The following is a 17,492-nucleotide window of genomic DNA, read 5'->3' on the forward strand; positions in this document are numbered from 1 at the left end:
CCCCCTTGGTTAATTACTTCCAAGGGTTAGCATTTCTTTTGATATGTGTTTTAAAAATCATGATTTATATGATCGAATACTATTAAATATCTAGGTTTTTCACATAACGGGCATTATCTTGAATAAAGTTTCTTCTTGGCTCTACTTTATCCCCCATTAGGATTTCGAATGTTTCATCTGCTTCTATCGCATCTTGCAGACTTACCTGAAGCAAAGTTCTTGTTCCTGGATCCATCGTTGTTTCCCATAGCTGCCCAGGATTCATCTCTCCAAGTCCTTTATAACGCTGAATGCCAGCTTTGGGTTGCTCGGACATGGTAGCTAGTACTTCTTCTAATTGACGATCATTGTATGCATATTCTATCTTCTTGCCCTGCTGAACTTTATATAATGGTGGTTGAGCAATATAAATATAGCCATGTTCAATAATTTGACGCATGTAACGATAAAAGAACGTTAATAGGAGTGTACGGATGTGGGCGCCATCGACATCCGCATCTGTCATAATAACAATTTTATGGTAACGGGCTCTGGAGATATCAAATTCTTCACCTATTCCGGTACCTAGCGCCGTTATAATCGCACGAATCTCATTGTTAGAAAGAATTTTATCTAATCTTGCCTTTTCTACATTTATAATTTTTCCACGTAGCGGTAGAATAGCTTGGAAATGGCGGTCACGTCCTTGCTTTGCAGATCCACCAGCCGAGTCTCCCTCTACCACATATAATTCGCTTATAGCCGGATCTTTAGAGGAACAGTCCGCTAATTTCCCAGGTAAACCTGAGATTTCAAGAGCACTTTTTCTTCTAGTTAACTCTCTCGCCTTTTTTGCTGCCATTCTAGCGCGAGAAGCCATTAGACCTTTATCAACGATTTTTCTTGCAGCAGATGGGTTTTCGAGTAAGAAACCTTCGAATTTTTCTGTAAAAACAGAATCGGTAACCGTTCTAGCTTCACTGTTTCCTAGCTTTGTTTTCGTTTGTCCTTCAAATTGAGGATCTGGATGTTTAATAGACACAATCGCAGTTAATCCTTCACGAACATCTTCGCCCGTTAAATTACTATCTGCATCTTTAAATATATTATTTTTCCGTGCATAGTCGTTAATTACTCTCGTAAGGGCTGTTTTGAATCCTGATTCATGTGTTCCACCTTCGTAGGTGCTTATGTTATTTGCAAAAGAGTAAAGGTTGCTTGTATAGCTTTCATTGTACTGTAAAGCTACTTCGATGGAGATTCCATCTCTTTCTCCTTCTACAAACACTACTTCCTCATGAATCACTTCTTTAGTTCGGTTTAAATGCTCTACATATGAAGCAATTCCACCTTCATAATAGTACTCATTTTTCTTACCTTCTTCTCTTTTATCATCAATCGTAATGCGGATACCTCTGTTAAGGAATGCTAATTCACGAAGACGGTGTGCTAATGTGTCGTAATCATATTCTGTAACTTCTGTAAAAATTTCTGTATCCGGTACGAAATGAATGGTGGTTCCTGTAACTTCTGTTTCCCCAATAATTTTCAGGTCTTCTTTCGGAACACCTTTATTAAACTCTTGATAATGAATGCTACCATCACGGTGAACGAAAATTTCAAGTTTTGAGGAAAGTGCGTTTACAACAGAAGCACCTACTCCATGGAGGCCTCCAGAAACTTTATATCCTCCACCGCCAAATTTTCCTCCGGCATGAAGAACTGTCATAATAACCTCTACTGCTGGACGTCCCATTTTCTCATGAATCCCTACTGGAATCCCACGTCCATTGTCTTTAACAGTAATACTATTATCTTGTTCAACAATGACATTGATTTCCGAACAATATCCTGCCAATGCCTCATCGATACTATTATCGACAATTTCCCAAACTAAATGGTGGAGGCCTTTCGCACTTGTAGAGCCAATGTACATACCTGGTCTTTTCCGAACAGCTTCTAATCCTTCGAGTACTTGTATCTGGCTCTCATCATACGTATTTTCTTGCATTTCTTTTTGATCCATCGCCATATCTATCACCTTCACTTTTTATTTCAAAACAGCATTTTCTGCTACAGAGCGATCATCTTAATGCCCTTTCGCTATATCTTAAGAAAAATTTCCTCCAATGAGGTATCCATTCTTTTCTTTAAGGTGGTGGAGGCTAGAGGAGAAAAATATATAATCTCATCTGTGATTACAACTGATTTCACATCATGCTTACTAATGTTTTTGATAGTATTAGTTGCAGCTGTGGGCAAGTTGCTTTGCCAATTTGACTTCAATAACCTTCTGTCTAAGATGGCAATAATATTAGAAGCTCGTACCATGACCTCTTCTCCAATATGCAAATACATGTCATTCACCTCAGTTCAATTTCTTTAAAGAACCAGAGACAACCTCATACGTAGCTGCTTGCTTAAGCGTTTCGTGGTCTATACCATCAACACTTGTTGTTGTTACGAATGTTTGTACTTTGCCTTGTATCGTATTTAACAAGTGGGATTGTCTATAATCATCTAATTCTGATAATACATCATCTAGTAATAAAATGGGGTATTCTCCAATCACCGAATAGATAAGGTCTATTTCTGCCAACTTTAAAGAAAGAGCTGTTGTTCTTTGTTGACCTTGAGATCCAAATGTTTGCACTTCTTTTCCGTTCACTAGAAAGAGTAAGTCATCGCGATGTGGGCCAAATAATGTGACGCCTCTTTCAATTTCTCTATCTTTTATTTTATCAAATTTGTCGTTAAATGCTTCTACCATTTTCGACAAATTTGAGAGTTCTGATACATGCTCAACAGATGGTTTATATATAATAGTCAATTCTTCTAACCCTCTACTAATGCTTTTATGTATCGGCTGCGCCCATTTTTGTAATAATTGTACAAACTCAAGACGTTTTATTGTCACTTTAGCTGCTAATTCTATTAACTGTTCTGTTAACACAAAGAGCATCGTTTCATCTTTTTGTTTTCGAGTTTGAAGTTGTTTTAAATAATGGTTACGCTGTTGCAATACTTTTTGATAACGCGCTAGATCATGCATGTAAATAGGGGAAACTTGACCAAGTTCCATATCAATAAACCGCCTTCTTACTTGAGGACTGCCTTTTACAAGTGTTAAATCCTCTGGAGCAAACATGACGATATTCATATTCCCAATATATTGACTTAGTTTTGATTGTTCTAAATGATTGCTCTTTGCTTTTTTTCCTTTTTTCGAAATAACGAGCTGTAATGGTAACGGTCCTGTTCTCTTATGTATCCTACCTTCTATTTTAGCATACTCTTCCTCCCAACTGATAAGATCTTTATCGTTAGAAGTACGATGAGACTTTGCCATAGCTAGTACATATATGGATTCCATCACATTAGTCTTTCCTTGTGCATTTTCACCCAATATGACATTTACCCCGTTTTCAAAAGTAGTTTCTAAGCTTTGATAGTTGCGGTAATGCCTTAGAGACAACTTTTCAATATACAATACAATTCACCAACTTTAAGAAGAGACAATGATAAAACTACCAAAGCCATCAATTTCAATCACATCTTGATCTCTTAACTTTCTTCCTCTTCTTGAATCGAGCTCACCGTTCACTTTTACCTCATATTCTTGAAGAAACCATTTTGCCATTCCACCTGACTGTATAACATCGGCAAGTTTCAAGAACTGACCGAGCGTAATTATTTCCGTAGAAATTTGAATTTCCTTCATCATGTCTCGCTCACTTTCGTGTAGTCTTTTTTCTTATTGTACTAAAACTTGTTCATATAGAAAAGAAAGCTACCGCGCTATGACGCTAGTAGCTTTCTGAATGAATTGTTGTTCAGGCCATCTATAGTATCGAAAATAATGGTGATTTCTAAATTAATAAGTTCTTACAGGTAAAATTAACTGTAACATAGAATCATCGTGAATGGTGCGTATTAAAAACGGTCTCATAGCTCCAGTAAAGTTTATCAAAATTTCATTACCTTCTAAAGCTTTTAAAGCATCCATCATATATTTTGCACTAAAGGAAATTTTTAATTCCTCTCCCTCTATCGTGTTTCCTTGGACTTGCTCTACTACTTTCCCTACTTCAGGAGAATTGGATGAGATTTCAAGAGAACTTTCTTCTAATGTTGCTAGTTTTACGACATTATTTCTTCCTTCACGTGCAAGTAAAGATGCACGGTCAATAGCTTGTAAAAATTCCTTTGTAGAAACGGTTATTTCTGTTTTACTCTCTGAAGGTATTAAACGAGATGTGTCAGGGTAATTCCCATCAAGTAAACGAGAGAAAAATAAAATGTTTTTGGCTTTAAATAATACTTGGTTTTCCGTGATAACGATGTCTAGCACTTCATTGGAATCATCCAATATTTTGTTTAACTCATTTAAGCTTTTCCCTGGAATTACGACATTACAGGCTAAATTGTTTTCCGCATCAATTTTTGCTTTTCTTAACGCAAGTCTATGACTATCTGTTGCAATACAGATTAATTCATGGTTTTCAAGCTTCCAGTTTACACCTGTCAAGATAGGTCGTGTTTCTGAGGTGGACACCGCAAATACTGTTTGTCGAATAATATTTTTCAATAGGTCTGTTGGCATTCTAAATACACTATCTTCTTCAATTTGTGGAAGATGAGGGTATTCAGCTGCATCTAAGCCATTAAGATTAAATTCTGATTTACCAGAACGAATAAGCGTAACAAACTGATTTTGAACGTCGATTTCCACGGTATCCATTGGTAATTTTTTTATGATCTCACTAAAGAAACGTGCTTGAAGAACAACACTTCCTGGTGATAGTATTTGTACATTTTCTTTATCTTCTTCTTCACAAGGAATAAAAGATTCAATAGAAATATCTGAATCACTACCAGTTAAGGTTACTCCTTCTTCTGTTGCGACAATTTTTATACCGGTTAATATTGGGATCGTTGTACGTGAAGAGACAGCCTTTAATACATCTTGAACACTTTGAACTAGCTTGTCTCGTTGGATAATAAATTTCATCGTGATCCTCCTTTAATTGCAGGTCTTTTTATATATATTTATTAATAAAAGATAGTAGAAGTACTAGTAGGGGCTGTGAATTTGTGGATAAGTGATATTTATCTATGTGACCGTAGTTATTAACATGTGGACAAACTGTTATTAACCATGGTCTAGTTATACACACTATTCACTGCGCTTGTTTATTAATTTTTCAGTTGTTCTGAGATTGCTTGTATTTGTTTTTGTAAACTTGTGTCTGTTTTTACGAGATTAGAGATTTTTTCATGTGCATGAATAACAGTTGTATGGTCTCTTCCTCCAAATTCTTCTCCGATTTTTGGGAGGGAGAAATCTGTAAGTTCTCGAGATAAATACATCGCTATTTGTCTAGGGAACGCAACAGATTTTGTTCGCTTTTTTGCTTTAAAATCTTCTAATTTTACATTATATTCTTCACCGACAGTACGTTGGATATCATGGATGGTAACTACTCTTGGCTTAGAGCTTGGAATAATATCTTTTAAAGCTTCAGCAGCAAGGTCTGCATTGATATCTTTGTTAATTAATGACGAATAGGCTACAACTCGAATAAGCGCACCCTCTAGTTCTCTAATATTGGAATCTATTTGATTCGCGATGTATAGCATTACTTCATTTGGGATATCTAGACCTTCTGCTTTTGCTTTTTTACGTAAAATTGCTATACGTGTTTCCAAGTCAGGAGGTGTAATGTCAGTAATAAGTCCCCATTCAAATCGGGAACGTAAACGATCCTCTAGTGTTGGTATCTCTTTTGGTGGTCGATCACTGGAAATAACAATTTGTTTACTCTCTTCATGTAACGTATTAAATGTATGGAAGAACTCTTCTTGCGTTTGTTCTTTTCCAGCAAGAAATTGAATATCATCGATTAGTAGGACATCTACACTGCGATATTTATTTCGGAAATTTACGGCTTTATTGTCCCTGATGGAATTAATAAATTCGTTCGTAAATTTTTCAGATGACAAATAAACAACTTTTGCTCCAGGATTATGTTCGATTACATAATGGCCAATCGCATGCATTAAGTGAGTTTTTCCTAGTCCAACTCCCCCATATATAAAAAGCGGGTTGTATGCTTTAGCAGGCGCTTCTGCAACAGCTAAAGAAGCCGCATGAGCAAATCTGTTTCCAGAACCGATAACAAACGTATCAAATGTATATTTAGGGTTTAACATATTTTGTGGTATCTCAATTGAATCATCATCTTTTCTGATCTTAGCTGGAGGAGTTTTTAACTCTAAATCCTCATCCGATTGATTTTGAGGAATAATAAATTTAATAGTTAGCTCTTCTCCTGTTATATCAGTAATGGTTTCTCCAATTAAATTGGAATACCTAGATTCAAGCCAGTCTCGAGCAAATTCATTTGGTGCTGTAATAACAAGGTTGTCACCTTGAAGAGAATGGGCTTTTGTAGATTTTAACCATGTTTCAAAGCTAGGTTTACTGATTTTTTTCTCAATTTCATTTAATGCTTTTAGCCACAAATCCGAAATATTTTTCAACTTTTATCCCCCTTTCTCTTTTTCAGGCTATTTTCTTTAATACTTTTGTTATGAGCTATAACGAATGTACCTATTCGATAAATTCCTGAAAAATTATCCTTAATAATTAGAAAAAATGCTATGAAGCAATAAAACTTTGTGTATGAATCACGTACGAAAAACAACATTCAATGGTAAATATTCTTTGAGAAAATAAATAAAGGTGCTTATCTGTACAAGTTTTGTTTAACAAACCTTCTTTAGAAAAACACCTGATGTATGTTTATTCATTCGTATACTGTGCATAACATATAATATAGTAGAAAAGTAGTTTTCGACACATTTTTCAATCTGTGGACAAATACTTACACACAACCTTGAATAACTATCCACATCTTATCCACAATCTGTGGACAACTGTTTTTGTGTTGATAATTAATAAGAGTGAAAACACAACTATAATATCAAATAAAACCTTATGTTGCAATGTATTTTTTAGATTATCCACAATCGACACATCTTGTGGAGAAAAGTTTTCCACAACACAATATACTGTGTAAACCCTGTCGATAACTGTTGTGGATGACGAAAAAACTCGAAAAAAGTTATCAACAATGTACAAAAATTACTAAAAGTGCGTATTCAAAAGAAAAAGAAATCCAAAATTGTCGTTTTCAAAGTTTTGAACTTCCTCTAGAATAAATAGTTAATAACGATAAATTTGCACAAACTACAATAAACCGACTTAGCTACTAATTACTTTGAATGGACAAGCAGATCAACTAATATTTAGAAGCGTATTATATGGAGTAGCGTATTAGTGGGAAGATTAGCTTATTATAGAAGGAGTAAAATACAAACTGTAATTGTAGATTAATTTTCTTGTTAGTTTTTGCTAATAAAAAAGAAAAGGTTGCTTTCAGCGCCAATGGAATTTATACTAACTATTGGGAAGTTGACATTTCGATGGTATATTCTCTATAATTGATAAGACTGTCTGTTAAAAATTTATATTATAGGAAAGCAAGACTTTCCAACGAGAGAAGAAAAACGGCTAGTATGGTCTTTTGGATCCTAGTAGTATAAATTGTTTTTCTATAATTTGAAGGTAATCCTCAGGGAGGTGTCATAGTAATGAAAAGAACGTTTCAACCAAATAAACGTAAACGTAGTAAAGTACACGGTTTCCGCGAGCGTATGAGTTCTGCTAACGGACGTAAAGTACTTGCGCGCCGTCGTCGTAAGGGAAGAAAAGTATTATCCGCATAAGGCCACTGACTGTCAGTGGTCTTTTTTACTATTTTGAACAAGAAAAATTTAGATTTTTGTTATGTTTTCACATTAAATTAGAAAGAATGTGAAAAGGCTCCATTTAGGAAATTGCTGCGATAGGGGGAAACACATGGTGAGAAAAGAACAAAGAATAAAAAAAAATAAAGAGTTTCAACATGTGTTCCAAGGCGGAAAATCTATGGCAAATCGACAATTTGTGATCTACGCACTTGAAAAAAAAGAGCAGCCTCAATTTCGAATTGGGTTGTCTGTAAGTAAAAAGATTGGAAACGCTGTAACTAGGAATCGAATTAAGCGTTTAGTTCGCCAAGCTTTTCTAGAAATGAAAGAGCAGTTACCTGGGTACGTGGATATTGTAGTGATTGCACGGAAGCCGACAGCGGAAATGACATATGAAGAAGTTGAGAAGAGCCTCCATCATGTTATTCGAAAAATTCCAGTCCTTTCGAAAACAAGAGGTAATTAAAGTACTCTCATATACTAGGGATAAAAGTGTAAAAATTTTGTCAGAGTCCTGTCATTTATTCTATTATTAGATTAAAAGTGGTAGGATGTAATAGGAATTATTTTTTTTGTGTAAAAAGGAGGAAAAAGAGGTTGAAAAAACGAATATGGCTACTATTGGGCCTTGTTGGACTTGTAGTCTTACTAACAGGCTGTACGGAAATTAATCAGCCAATTACAAAAGATAGCGAAGGGTTTTGGAATGAGTATATCGTTTACCCACTATCGTGGTTAATTACGTATTTTGCAACATTACTAAATAATGGGTATGGTTTATCCATCATTATTGTAACTTTGCTAATAAGATTTGCTATCTTACCTTTAATGATTAAACAAACTAAGAATACTAAGGCAATGCAAGCAATACAACCAGAAATGAAAGCACTTCGTGAAAAATATAGCTCTAAAGACCAAAAAACACAGCAAAAGCTTCAACAAGAAACAATGGGATTATTCCAAAAGCATGGTGTAAATCCACTAGCAGGATGTTTTCCTTTATTGGTTCAAATGCCAATCTTAATTGGATTTTTCCATGCGATTACTCGTACACGTGAAATTGCAGAACATAATTTCTTATGGTTTGACCTAGGTGAACCAGATCAATTCTTTATTTTACCAGTTGTAGCTGGAATCACGACATTTATTCAGCAAAAGATTATGATGGCAGGGATGGAAAATAACCCTCAAATGGTAATGATGCTTTGGATTATGCCAATCATGATCGTGGTATTTGCGATTAACTTCCCAGCAGCACTTTCTTTATACTGGGTAGTAGGTAATATCTTCATGATTGTTCAAACGTACTTTATTAAAGGACCAGATCTCAGAAAAGCAGCTGCTACTGAATCTGCAGGAGGAACGAAAAAGTGAGAGAAATAACTGCAACTGGTCCATCAGTCGAGGAAGCTGTCCAAACTGCTTTAGCTCAACTAAACACATCAAGAGACCGTGCAGAAATTACTATCGTTGAGGAAGGCAAAAAAGGATTATTCGGACTGTTTGGTGCCAAGCCAAGTATTGTATCAGTCAAGATAAAATATGATCCCATCGAAGAATCGACGAATTTCTTAAAAAAAGTTCTGACAGAAATGAATATTATCGCCGAATTAGAAACAAAAGTGGACGGTAGAAATATTTCTATATCCATTAGCGGAGAGAAAACAGCTTTAATCATTGGAAAAAGAGGACAAACCCTCAACTCTCTTCAATATTTAACGCAAATTGTGGCGAATCGCTATTCCAATCAATATCTTTCCGTAGTAGTAGATGCTGAAGGATATAGAGAAAAAAGGCGTGAAACGCTAGAACAATTGGCGGAAAGATTAGCACAAAAAGCGTTACTAACAAAGCAGGATGTTCATTTGGAGCCGATGCCATCCTTTGAACGAAAAGTGATGCATTCGATAATTTCTGGATACCCAGAAGTTGAAACGTATTCTGTTGGTAAGGAACCGAATCGTTCACTAGTTATTACACCAAAAAAGAAAAAAGTAACGAAATAAGTAAAGAGCATGAAAGCTGTCTTCCAGAAATGGGAGCCAGCTTTTTTTTGCGTAGAGTAAGAACATATAAAAAACGCACGGTGGGTTGTGTGTTTAGTAAGGGGAGTGACGTCCAGCTCCAGCGCTTTTGTTCTATTCAGAAGAAAATTATTTACTTTAAAGGAGATATGTTTCAAAATGCCATGAAGGGAAATGATGAAGAAGAGGTTCAAAGTTTTGTTTGTTGTTATTCACATGTGGATAAGTTAAAATTAAAGGTGGATGTTTAACATTCTGGGAAATTTTTGTGGATAACTGTCGAACGTGAATACTTTAAAAGTCATATAAATTATGCTAACCTTAATTAGTTAATCAATTAGAAAAAATAAGTATAAGTTCGAGAACAAGGGAATTACTTGAAGAGAGATAAGGAAACAACTTTACTTTCTTATATATAGATATTTAATAACCCAAACAGGTGTTGGAGCGAAGCCTACTCATGGAAAGCGAACACCTGGCCCGGAGATCATCAGGGAGTTTGAAAGTGACACTGCATTTTCAAGGTAGACACCAATGCAATGTAAAGAAAAATTACACCATTGATGATGGAAAAGTGGTCCGTCCAGTATCCCCGTCTCTCCTAATGATTGGAGTGCAAGGCGTGAGACTCCTGCGGGAATGCGAGTCGAAGGGAGACCCCACAGGCGTTTTTCGCCGAGGAGGCTCCCGAGGCCGCCCGCGGAAAGCGAACGCCTGGCACGGAAATCATCAGGGAGTTTAACAGGTAACCTTCCTGTTTTCAGGCTAGCCAATGATAAAAAAGAAATGAGGTGAATGACATGTATGAGTTAGATACAATCGCCGCAATCTCAACTCCAATGGGAGAGGGAGCAATTGCTATCGTTCGTTTAAGTGGAGAGGAATCCTTCCAAATTATTGACGAAATATTTGTAAGTGCCTCTAACAAAAAAATGAATGATGTGGCATCTCATACCATTCACTACGGTCATATCGTCGATCCAAAGACGAAGTTAACGGTAGAAGAAGTAATGGTATCTGTTATGAGAGGTCCAAAAACTTTTACAAGAGAAGATGTTATCGAAATAAATTGTCATGGTGGATTAGTTTCAGTGAACAAACTTCTTCAACTTGTATTAAGTAGAGGTGCAAGATTAGCAGAACCAGGTGAGTTTACAAAGCGAGCGTTTCTAAATGGGAGAATTGATCTATCCCAAGCAGAAGCGGTAATGGACTTAATTCGAGCAAAAACAGATCGCGCCATGAACGTAGCACTGGGTCAAATGGAAGGACGCTTATCGAAGTTAATTCAGAAGCTACGTCAAGAAATATTAGAAACGTTAGCACATGTAGAAGTGAATATTGATTATCCAGAATACGATGATGTAGAAGAAATGACACATAAACTTCTTTTAGAAAAAGCATCTTATGTTAAAGAGGAACTAGAAAAACTGTTGCAAACCTCTCATCAAGGAAAAATTCTTAGAGAAGGTTTATCCACTGTCATTATCGGTAGGCCCAATGTTGGGAAGTCCTCCCTATTAAATAGTCTGGTACATGAAAATAAAGCAATTGTGACAGATATTCCAGGGACTACGAGGGATGTTATTGAAGAATATGTGAATGTTCGCGGCGTTCCTTTACGTTTAGTCGATACGGCAGGTATAAGAGAGACGGAGGATATTGTAGAGCGAATCGGGGTGGAACGATCTCGAGAAGTTCTAAAAAAAGCGGATTTAATTCTCCTTGTACTAAATTATAACGAAGTATTATCTCATGAGGATGAGAAATTATTTGATGCAGTGAATGGAATGGATGTCATTGTCATCGTAAATAAGACTGATTTATCACAGCAGATAGATCTTCAAAGAGTACAAGCATTCGCCAAGAATCAACCTGTTATTACAACCTCCTTGAAAGAAGATGAAGGGGTTGATCAGTTAGAAGAAGCCATTTCATCGATGTTTTTCCAAGGGAATTTAGAAGCAGGCGATTTAACGTACGTGTCCAACTCGCGACATATTGGCTTACTAGCTCAAGCACAAAAGACATTAGAAGATGCAATAGAAGGGGTAGAAAGTGGAATACCCATAGATATTGTTCAAATAGATTTAACAAGAACCTGGGAATTACTCGGTGAAATTATCGGAGATGCGGTTCACGAAAGTTTGATTGATCAGTTATTTTCACAATTTTGTTTAGGTAAATAAGATAGGAGGGAACACCATGGAATATCATGCAGGTTCCTATGATGTAATCGTAATCGGTGCGGGTCATGCTGGAGTAGAAGCAGGACTTGCCTCCGCTCGATTAGGAGCAAAGACGCTCATGATCACCATTAATTTAGATATGGTTGCTTTTATGCCATGTAACCCATCTGTAGGTGGGCCGGCAAAAGGTATTGTAGTACGTGAAATTGATGCACTAGGTGGAGAAATGGGAAAAAATATTGATAAAACCCATATCCAAATGCGGATGTTGAATACTGGGAAAGGCCCAGCTGTACGTGCATTACGTGCCCAAGCAGATAAATTTCTTTATCAGCACGAAATGAAGAAAACGATTGAAAATGAACCCAATATCACTTTGCTACAAGGGATGGTCGAAAAATTAATCGTAGAAGACGGTGTCTGTAAAGGCGTTATTACACAAACAGGCGCAATTTATGAGTCGAAAACTGTTGTAATCACAACTGGGACCTTCCTTCGCGGAAGAATTATCATGGGGGATCTTCAATATTTAAGCGGCCCTAACAATCAGCAACCTTCCATTAAGCTGTCTGAGCACTTGGAGGAGTTGGGATTTGATTTAGTTCGCTTTAAAACAGGAACACCACCACGTGTAAATAGTTCCTCAATCGATTACAGCAAGACAGAAATTCAGCCTGGTGATGACACTCCACGGGCATTTTCTTACGAGACAACAGAATATATCACAGACCAATTACCATGTTGGTTAACATATACAAGTCCTGAAACACATGCATTAATTGACGAAAACCTACATCGCTCTCCTATGTATTCTGGGATGATAAAAGGAACAGGACCAAGATATTGTCCTTCTATAGAAGATAAGATCGTTCGTTTTAATGATAAGCCGCGTCATCAAATTTTCTTAGAGCCAGAAGGAAGAAATACACAAGAAGTCTATGTTCAAGGACTTTCGACAAGTTTGCCAGAGGATGTACAGAGAAAAATTCTTTCCACAATACCTGGCTTAGAAAATGTTCAAATGATGAGAGCTGGATATGCCATTGAATATGATGCCATTGTCCCAACTCAGCTCTGGCCGACACTTGAAACAAAGAAAATTCAGAACCTTTATACAGCTGGTCAAATTAATGGTACTTCTGGATATGAAGAGGCAGCTGGTCAGGGAATATTGGCTGGAATTAACGCAGGAAGGCGTGCAACTGGTGAAGATGATCTAATCTTAAGTCGTTCTGATGCTTATATTGGTGTTCTTGTTGATGATCTTGTGACAAAAGGAACGAATGAGCCTTACCGTTTACTAACATCTCGTGCGGAATATCGCTTATTATTGCGTCACGATAATGCAGATCTTCGTTTAACGGACATCGGTTATAAGATTGGATTGATCTCTGAAGAGCGTAATGAAAACTTCCAAAAGAAAAAGCAGAATATCGATGCGGAGAAAGAAAGACTACAAACCATTATCATTAAGCCTACTACTCTTGTGCAAGAAACGATTAAAAATGCAGGTGGAAGTGAATTAAAGGATGGAATTAGAGCGGCTGATTTATTAAAGCGCCCTGAAATGACCTATGACCATATTAGAATTCTTGTTCCAGCTGAACAGGAAATTAGTCCAGATGTTGCAGAACAAGTAGAAATTCAAGTTAAATACGAAGGATATATTCAAAAGTCTTTACAGCAAGTAGATCGTTTGAAAAAAATGGAAAATAAAAAAGTCCCAGAAAACATCGATTACGATGCTATTCATGGATTAGCGAATGAAGCACGTCAAAAGTTGAAGGAAGTTCGCCCTCTATCTGTTGCACAAGCTTCCCGGATTTCTGGTGTAAATCCAGCTGATATTTCTATTCTACTTGTTTACCTTGAGCAGGGGCGTATTGCTAGAGTATCTAATGAGTAAATCGAGAAGATTCAGAAAGGATACGAGCGAATAATGAATAAAGAGCAATTTATTAAACTGTTAGAGGAGAAGGGTATTACCCTTACTCCTTTACAGCTTTCTCAATTTGATACATATTATCGAATGCTAGTAGAGTGGAATGAAAAAATGAATCTCACTGCTATTACAGACGAAGAAGAAGTCTATTTGAAGCATTTTTATGACTCAATTACTGCCTCCTTTTATGTGGATGTGAATAAGGAATTAACACTATGTGATGTTGGAGCGGGTGCCGGCTTCCCTAGCATTCCTCTTAAAATATGCTTTCCAACATTAAAAGTTACAATTGTAGATTCACTTAATAAACGAATTACTTTTCTTCAAGAGCTTGCTAAAGCATTAGAGCTTAAAGAGGTAAATTTTGTCCATGATCGTGCAGAGACATTTGGTCAAAAGGTTGATTATCGAGAAAAGTTTGATTTAGTAACGGCAAGAGCGGTGGCTAGATTATCCGTACTAAGTGAACTCTGCTTACCTTTGGTCAAAGAAGGTGGGTATTTCGTCCCAATGAAAGCTGCCGCTGCCAATGATGAGGTAGAAAAAGGGAAAAAAGCATTACAAATTCTAGGTGGAAAAATAGTAGAAATACATTCATTTCAACTCCCATTAGAAGAAAGTGAAAGAAATATTTTGATTATCCAAAAAGTAAAACCTACACCGAAGAAATACCCGCGTAAACCTGGTACTCCTAATAAATTACCACTCGAATAGGAATGTTTCATGTGAAACATTTTATTGGTTTGAGAAGGATTTAAAGATGTAAACAGCGAAATTAGTTTAAGGGATTCTATCCGTAAGGTGGTGGAACTATGAAATCTCCGTTCTCTCGTTTTTTTGGAATTGGTGAAAAAGAAGAACAGGATTTAGTAGAAAAGTCGAATCATGAAGAGATTAAGCAATTACCAGTACAGGACATTGTTCCTAATAGATATCAACCTCGTACCGTATTTGTAGATGAAAGAATTGAAGAATTATCCTTAACTATTCGAACTCACGGTATTATTCAACCAATCGTCGTTCGCCAGTTTGAGGAAAATAAATTTGAAATTATCGCTGGAGAACGTCGTTGGAGAGCTGTTCAAAAACTTGGATGGGATACAATTCCAGCTATCGTGAAGAACTTCAACGATGCTGAGACCGCGTCAGTTGCTTTAATCGAGAATTTACAAAGAGAAGAGTTATCGGCTATCGAAGAAGCGATTGCTTATTCAAAGCTGTTAGAACTTCATAATTTGACTCAAGAAGCATTAGCACAACGACTTGGAAAAGGGCAATCGACGGTAGCTAATAAGCTACGTTTATTAAAATTGCCATCTGAAATTCAAGATGCTCTACTTCAAAAGAAAATAACGGAGCGCCATGCACGTGCACTTATTCCATTAAAGTTGCCTGAAAAGCAAATGGCTTTATTAGAAGAAATACTTGAAAAGCAACTAAATGTTAAACAAACAGAAGAACGAGTTGTGAGACTACTCGAACAATCTGTTGCAAGACCTAAACCAAAACGCAAAGCATTTAGCAAAGACATGCGGATTGCGATGAACACCATCCGTCAATCACTCACAATGGTAAATGATAGTGGAATCAAACTTGACTCCCAAGAAGAAGAAACCGAAGAATACTATCAATTTACAATTAGAATACCAAAAAAATAAACCAGCAATACCTACCTAAAAGGACTAATCTCGCCACATAACCAATATGGCAGGCTAGTCTTTTTTTCTGATGGCTATCTTTAAACAGGCAGTTTAACTAGTAACCTACTATCCAGTCCAAACTCTGCAGCCAACTCTTTCTACATTATTATCAAAAACAAGTTAACTTTCTGTAAATTCATGATAAAATAAGTGAGAAACGAATAAAAAAGTATGTTCTTTTCTGAAGGCAGGTGACAGCATGGGCAGAATTATTGCTATTGCTAACCAAAAAGGTGGAGTAGGTAAAACAACAACATCTGTTAATTTAGGAGCTTGTTTAGCCTACATTGGTAAAAAGGTACTGCTTGTCGATGTGGATCCACAAGGCAATGCAACAAGTGGAGTAGGCATTGCTAAAGCAGAGGTCGAGCAATGTATTTATGATATTTTAGTAGAAGACGTGGAAGCGAAAAAAGTTATTCTACCAACTAAAGTAGAAAATCTCTCTATTATACCAGCTACGATTCAATTAGCAGGTGCTGAAATAGAGTTAGTTCCTACTATTTCACGGGAAGTTAGACTGAAAAGAGCATTGGATGATGTGAAAAATATGTATGATTACATAATCATAGATTGTCCTCCATCTTTAGGTCTATTAACAATTAATGCATTAACTGCTTCAGACGCTGTCGTTATTCCAGTTCAATGTGAATACTACGCGTTGGAAGGATTAAGTCAGCTATTAAATACCGTAAGATTAGTACAAAAGCACTTGAATACAGAATTAATGATAGATGGCGTTCTTTTAACAATGTTAGATGCTAGAACAAATCTTGGTATTCAAGTAATAGAGGAAGTTAAGAAATACTTCCAAGATAAAGTGTACCGAACAATTATTCCTCGTAATATTCGGTTAAGCGAAGCTCCTAGTCACGGAGAGCCTATTATTATTTATGATCCAAAATCTCGTGGAGCTGAAGTTTATTTAGATTTAGCAAAGGAAGTGGTTACACATGGGTAAAGGATTAGGTAAAGGCATAAACGCTTTGTTTCCTTCCATAGAAGCTTCCAAGGAAGAGATCGTGCAAGAAATTAGTATCAAAGAAATACGTCCAAATCCATATCAGCCTCGCAAATTTTTTGAAAAAGATGCAATAGAGGAACTAAGAGATTCGATTCTTCAGCATGGGATTTTGCAACCAATAATTGTACGAAAAAGTATTAAAGGTTTTGAAATTGTAGTTGGCGAACGTCGCTATCGTGCTGCGAAAGAAGCAAAATTATCTAAGGTTCCAGTTGTAGTACGTGAGTTATCCGAGCAACAAATGATGGAACTAGCTTTACTTGAAAATTTACAGAGGGAAGATCTAACGCCAATTGAAGAAGCGGCTGCATATCAATCCTTAATGGCTAAGCTAGACCTTACTCAAGAACAGCTTGCAAGTAGATTAGGTAAAAGTAGACCACATATTGCGAATCACGTACGCTTACTATCCCTTCCGAAATATATCCAGGAATTGATGAATGAAGGAAAAATTTCGATGGGGCATGGACGAGCTTTACTAGGCTTAAAGAGAAAAGAAAAGCTTAAAGCAGTGATGGAAAAAGTGTTAAACGAACATTTAAATGTTCGTCAATTAGAACAATTTATTCAACATATAAATGAAAATGTTTCACGTGAAACGAAAAAAGAAACTGGGGAAACGGATATCTTTTTAAAAGATCAAGAATCCCATTTAAGAGAAAAATTTGGCACCTCAGTGTTCATTAAGCGTTCTAAAAATAAAGGGAAAATTGAAATAGAGTTTTTCTCTGACGACGATTTAAATAGACTGTTAGAATTGCTAGCTCAATCAGAATGAAAAAAGCAAACCATCCAAATAATTAGATGGTTTGCTTTTTT

17 protein-coding genes are annotated in these 17,492 nt (G+C 36.4%); 11 read left to right on the forward strand and 6 right to left on the reverse strand.

Annotated features, from left to right (window positions below):
- Positions 1-82: 82 nt before the first annotated feature.
- The 6 genes from gyrB to dnaA form a co-directional block, all read right to left on the reverse strand.
- Positions 83-2,005 (reverse strand): DNA topoisomerase (ATP-hydrolyzing) subunit B, encoded by a 1,923-nt coding sequence (gyrB, locus tag BK580_RS00450; RefSeq protein ID WP_078382592.1) that lies wholly within the window; start codon positions 2,003-2,005, stop codon positions 83-85.
- Positions 2,006-2,082: 77 nt separating this feature from the next.
- Positions 2,083-2,337, reverse strand: coding sequence for an extracellular matrix regulator RemB (gene remB / locus BK580_RS00455; protein WP_078378431.1), 255 nt, complete (start codon positions 2,335-2,337; stop codon positions 2,083-2,085).
- A 10-nt stretch (positions 2,338-2,347) separates the two neighbouring features.
- Positions 2,348-3,469, reverse strand: coding sequence for a DNA replication/repair protein RecF (gene recF, locus BK580_RS00460; RefSeq protein ID WP_078378432.1), 1,122 nt, complete (start codon positions 3,467-3,469; stop codon positions 2,348-2,350).
- 15 nt (positions 3,470-3,484) lie between these two features.
- On the reverse strand, positions 3,485-3,703 hold the full coding sequence (yaaA, locus tag BK580_RS00465) for a S4 domain-containing protein YaaA (RefSeq protein ID WP_078378433.1): 219 nt from the start codon (positions 3,701-3,703) through the stop codon (positions 3,485-3,487).
- Between the two features lie 150 nt (positions 3,704-3,853).
- Positions 3,854-4,990 (reverse strand): DNA polymerase III subunit beta, encoded by a 1,137-nt coding sequence (gene dnaN / locus BK580_RS00470; RefSeq protein WP_078378434.1) that lies wholly within the window; start codon positions 4,988-4,990, stop codon positions 3,854-3,856.
- 185 nt (positions 4,991-5,175) lie between these two features.
- Positions 5,176-6,522: a chromosomal replication initiator protein DnaA gene (gene dnaA / locus BK580_RS00475; RefSeq protein WP_078378435.1), complete on the reverse strand. Its 1,347-nt coding sequence runs from the start codon at positions 6,520-6,522 to the stop codon at positions 5,176-5,178.
- 1,113 nt (positions 6,523-7,635) lie between these two features.
- Between dnaA and rpmH the strand changes: the two genes are divergently transcribed.
- From rpmH to BK580_RS00535, 11 genes are all read left to right on the forward strand, one after another.
- Positions 7,636-7,770, forward strand: coding sequence for a 50S ribosomal protein L34 (gene rpmH / locus BK580_RS00480; protein ID WP_078378436.1), 135 nt, complete (start codon positions 7,636-7,638; stop codon positions 7,768-7,770).
- A 136-nt stretch (positions 7,771-7,906) separates the two neighbouring features.
- Positions 7,907-8,260, forward strand: coding sequence for a ribonuclease P protein component (rnpA, locus tag BK580_RS00485; protein WP_139364959.1), 354 nt, complete (start codon positions 7,907-7,909; stop codon positions 8,258-8,260).
- Between the two features lie 131 nt (positions 8,261-8,391).
- Entirely contained in the window at positions 8,392-9,168 is a 777-nt protein-coding gene (spoIIIJ, locus tag BK580_RS00490; protein ID WP_078378438.1) for a YidC family membrane integrase SpoIIIJ, read from the forward strand.
- Positions 9,165-9,800: an RNA-binding cell elongation regulator Jag/EloR gene (gene jag, locus BK580_RS00495; protein ID WP_078378439.1), complete on the forward strand. Its 636-nt coding sequence runs from the start codon at positions 9,165-9,167 to the stop codon at positions 9,798-9,800. The genes spoIIIJ and jag overlap by 4 nt, the downstream gene beginning before the upstream one ends.
- Positions 9,801-9,847: 47 nt before the next feature.
- Positions 9,848-10,069 carry a hypothetical protein gene (locus BK580_RS00500; RefSeq protein WP_139364811.1) on the forward strand — a complete coding sequence of 74 codons (222 nt, stop codon included), beginning with the start codon at positions 9,848-9,850 and terminating at the stop codon, positions 10,067-10,069.
- Between the two features lie 549 nt (positions 10,070-10,618).
- Positions 10,619-12,007, forward strand: a complete 1,389-nt coding sequence (mnmE, locus tag BK580_RS00510) for a tRNA uridine-5-carboxymethylaminomethyl(34) synthesis GTPase MnmE (RefSeq protein WP_078378442.1) — start codon at positions 10,619-10,621, stop codon at positions 12,005-12,007.
- Positions 12,008-12,023: 16 nt separating this feature from the next.
- Entirely contained in the window at positions 12,024-13,913 is a 1,890-nt protein-coding gene (gene mnmG / locus BK580_RS00515; protein WP_078378443.1) for a tRNA uridine-5-carboxymethylaminomethyl(34) synthesis enzyme MnmG, read from the forward strand.
- A gap of 33 nt (positions 13,914-13,946) precedes the next feature.
- Positions 13,947-14,663 carry a 16S rRNA (guanine(527)-N(7))-methyltransferase RsmG gene (rsmG, locus tag BK580_RS00520; protein ID WP_078378444.1) on the forward strand — a complete coding sequence of 239 codons (717 nt, stop codon included), beginning with the start codon at positions 13,947-13,949 and terminating at the stop codon, positions 14,661-14,663.
- 98 nt (positions 14,664-14,761) lie between these two features.
- Positions 14,762-15,607, forward strand: coding sequence for a nucleoid occlusion protein (gene noc, locus BK580_RS00525; protein ID WP_078378445.1), 846 nt, complete (start codon positions 14,762-14,764; stop codon positions 15,605-15,607).
- Between the two features lie 241 nt (positions 15,608-15,848).
- Positions 15,849-16,610: a ParA family protein gene (locus tag BK580_RS00530; protein ID WP_078378446.1), complete on the forward strand. Its 762-nt coding sequence runs from the start codon at positions 15,849-15,851 to the stop codon at positions 16,608-16,610.
- Positions 16,603-17,451 (forward strand): ParB/RepB/Spo0J family partition protein, encoded by an 849-nt coding sequence (locus BK580_RS00535; RefSeq protein WP_078378447.1) that lies wholly within the window; start codon positions 16,603-16,605, stop codon positions 17,449-17,451. Before BK580_RS00530 ends, BK580_RS00535 begins: the two co-directional genes overlap by 8 nt.
- The last annotated feature ends 41 nt before the right edge of the window (positions 17,452-17,492 follow it).

The sequence above is a fragment of the Sutcliffiella halmapala genome (genome assembly GCF_002019665.1).
Taxonomy (GTDB): domain Bacteria; phylum Bacillota; class Bacilli; order Bacillales; family Bacillaceae_I; genus Sutcliffiella_A; species Sutcliffiella_A halmapala.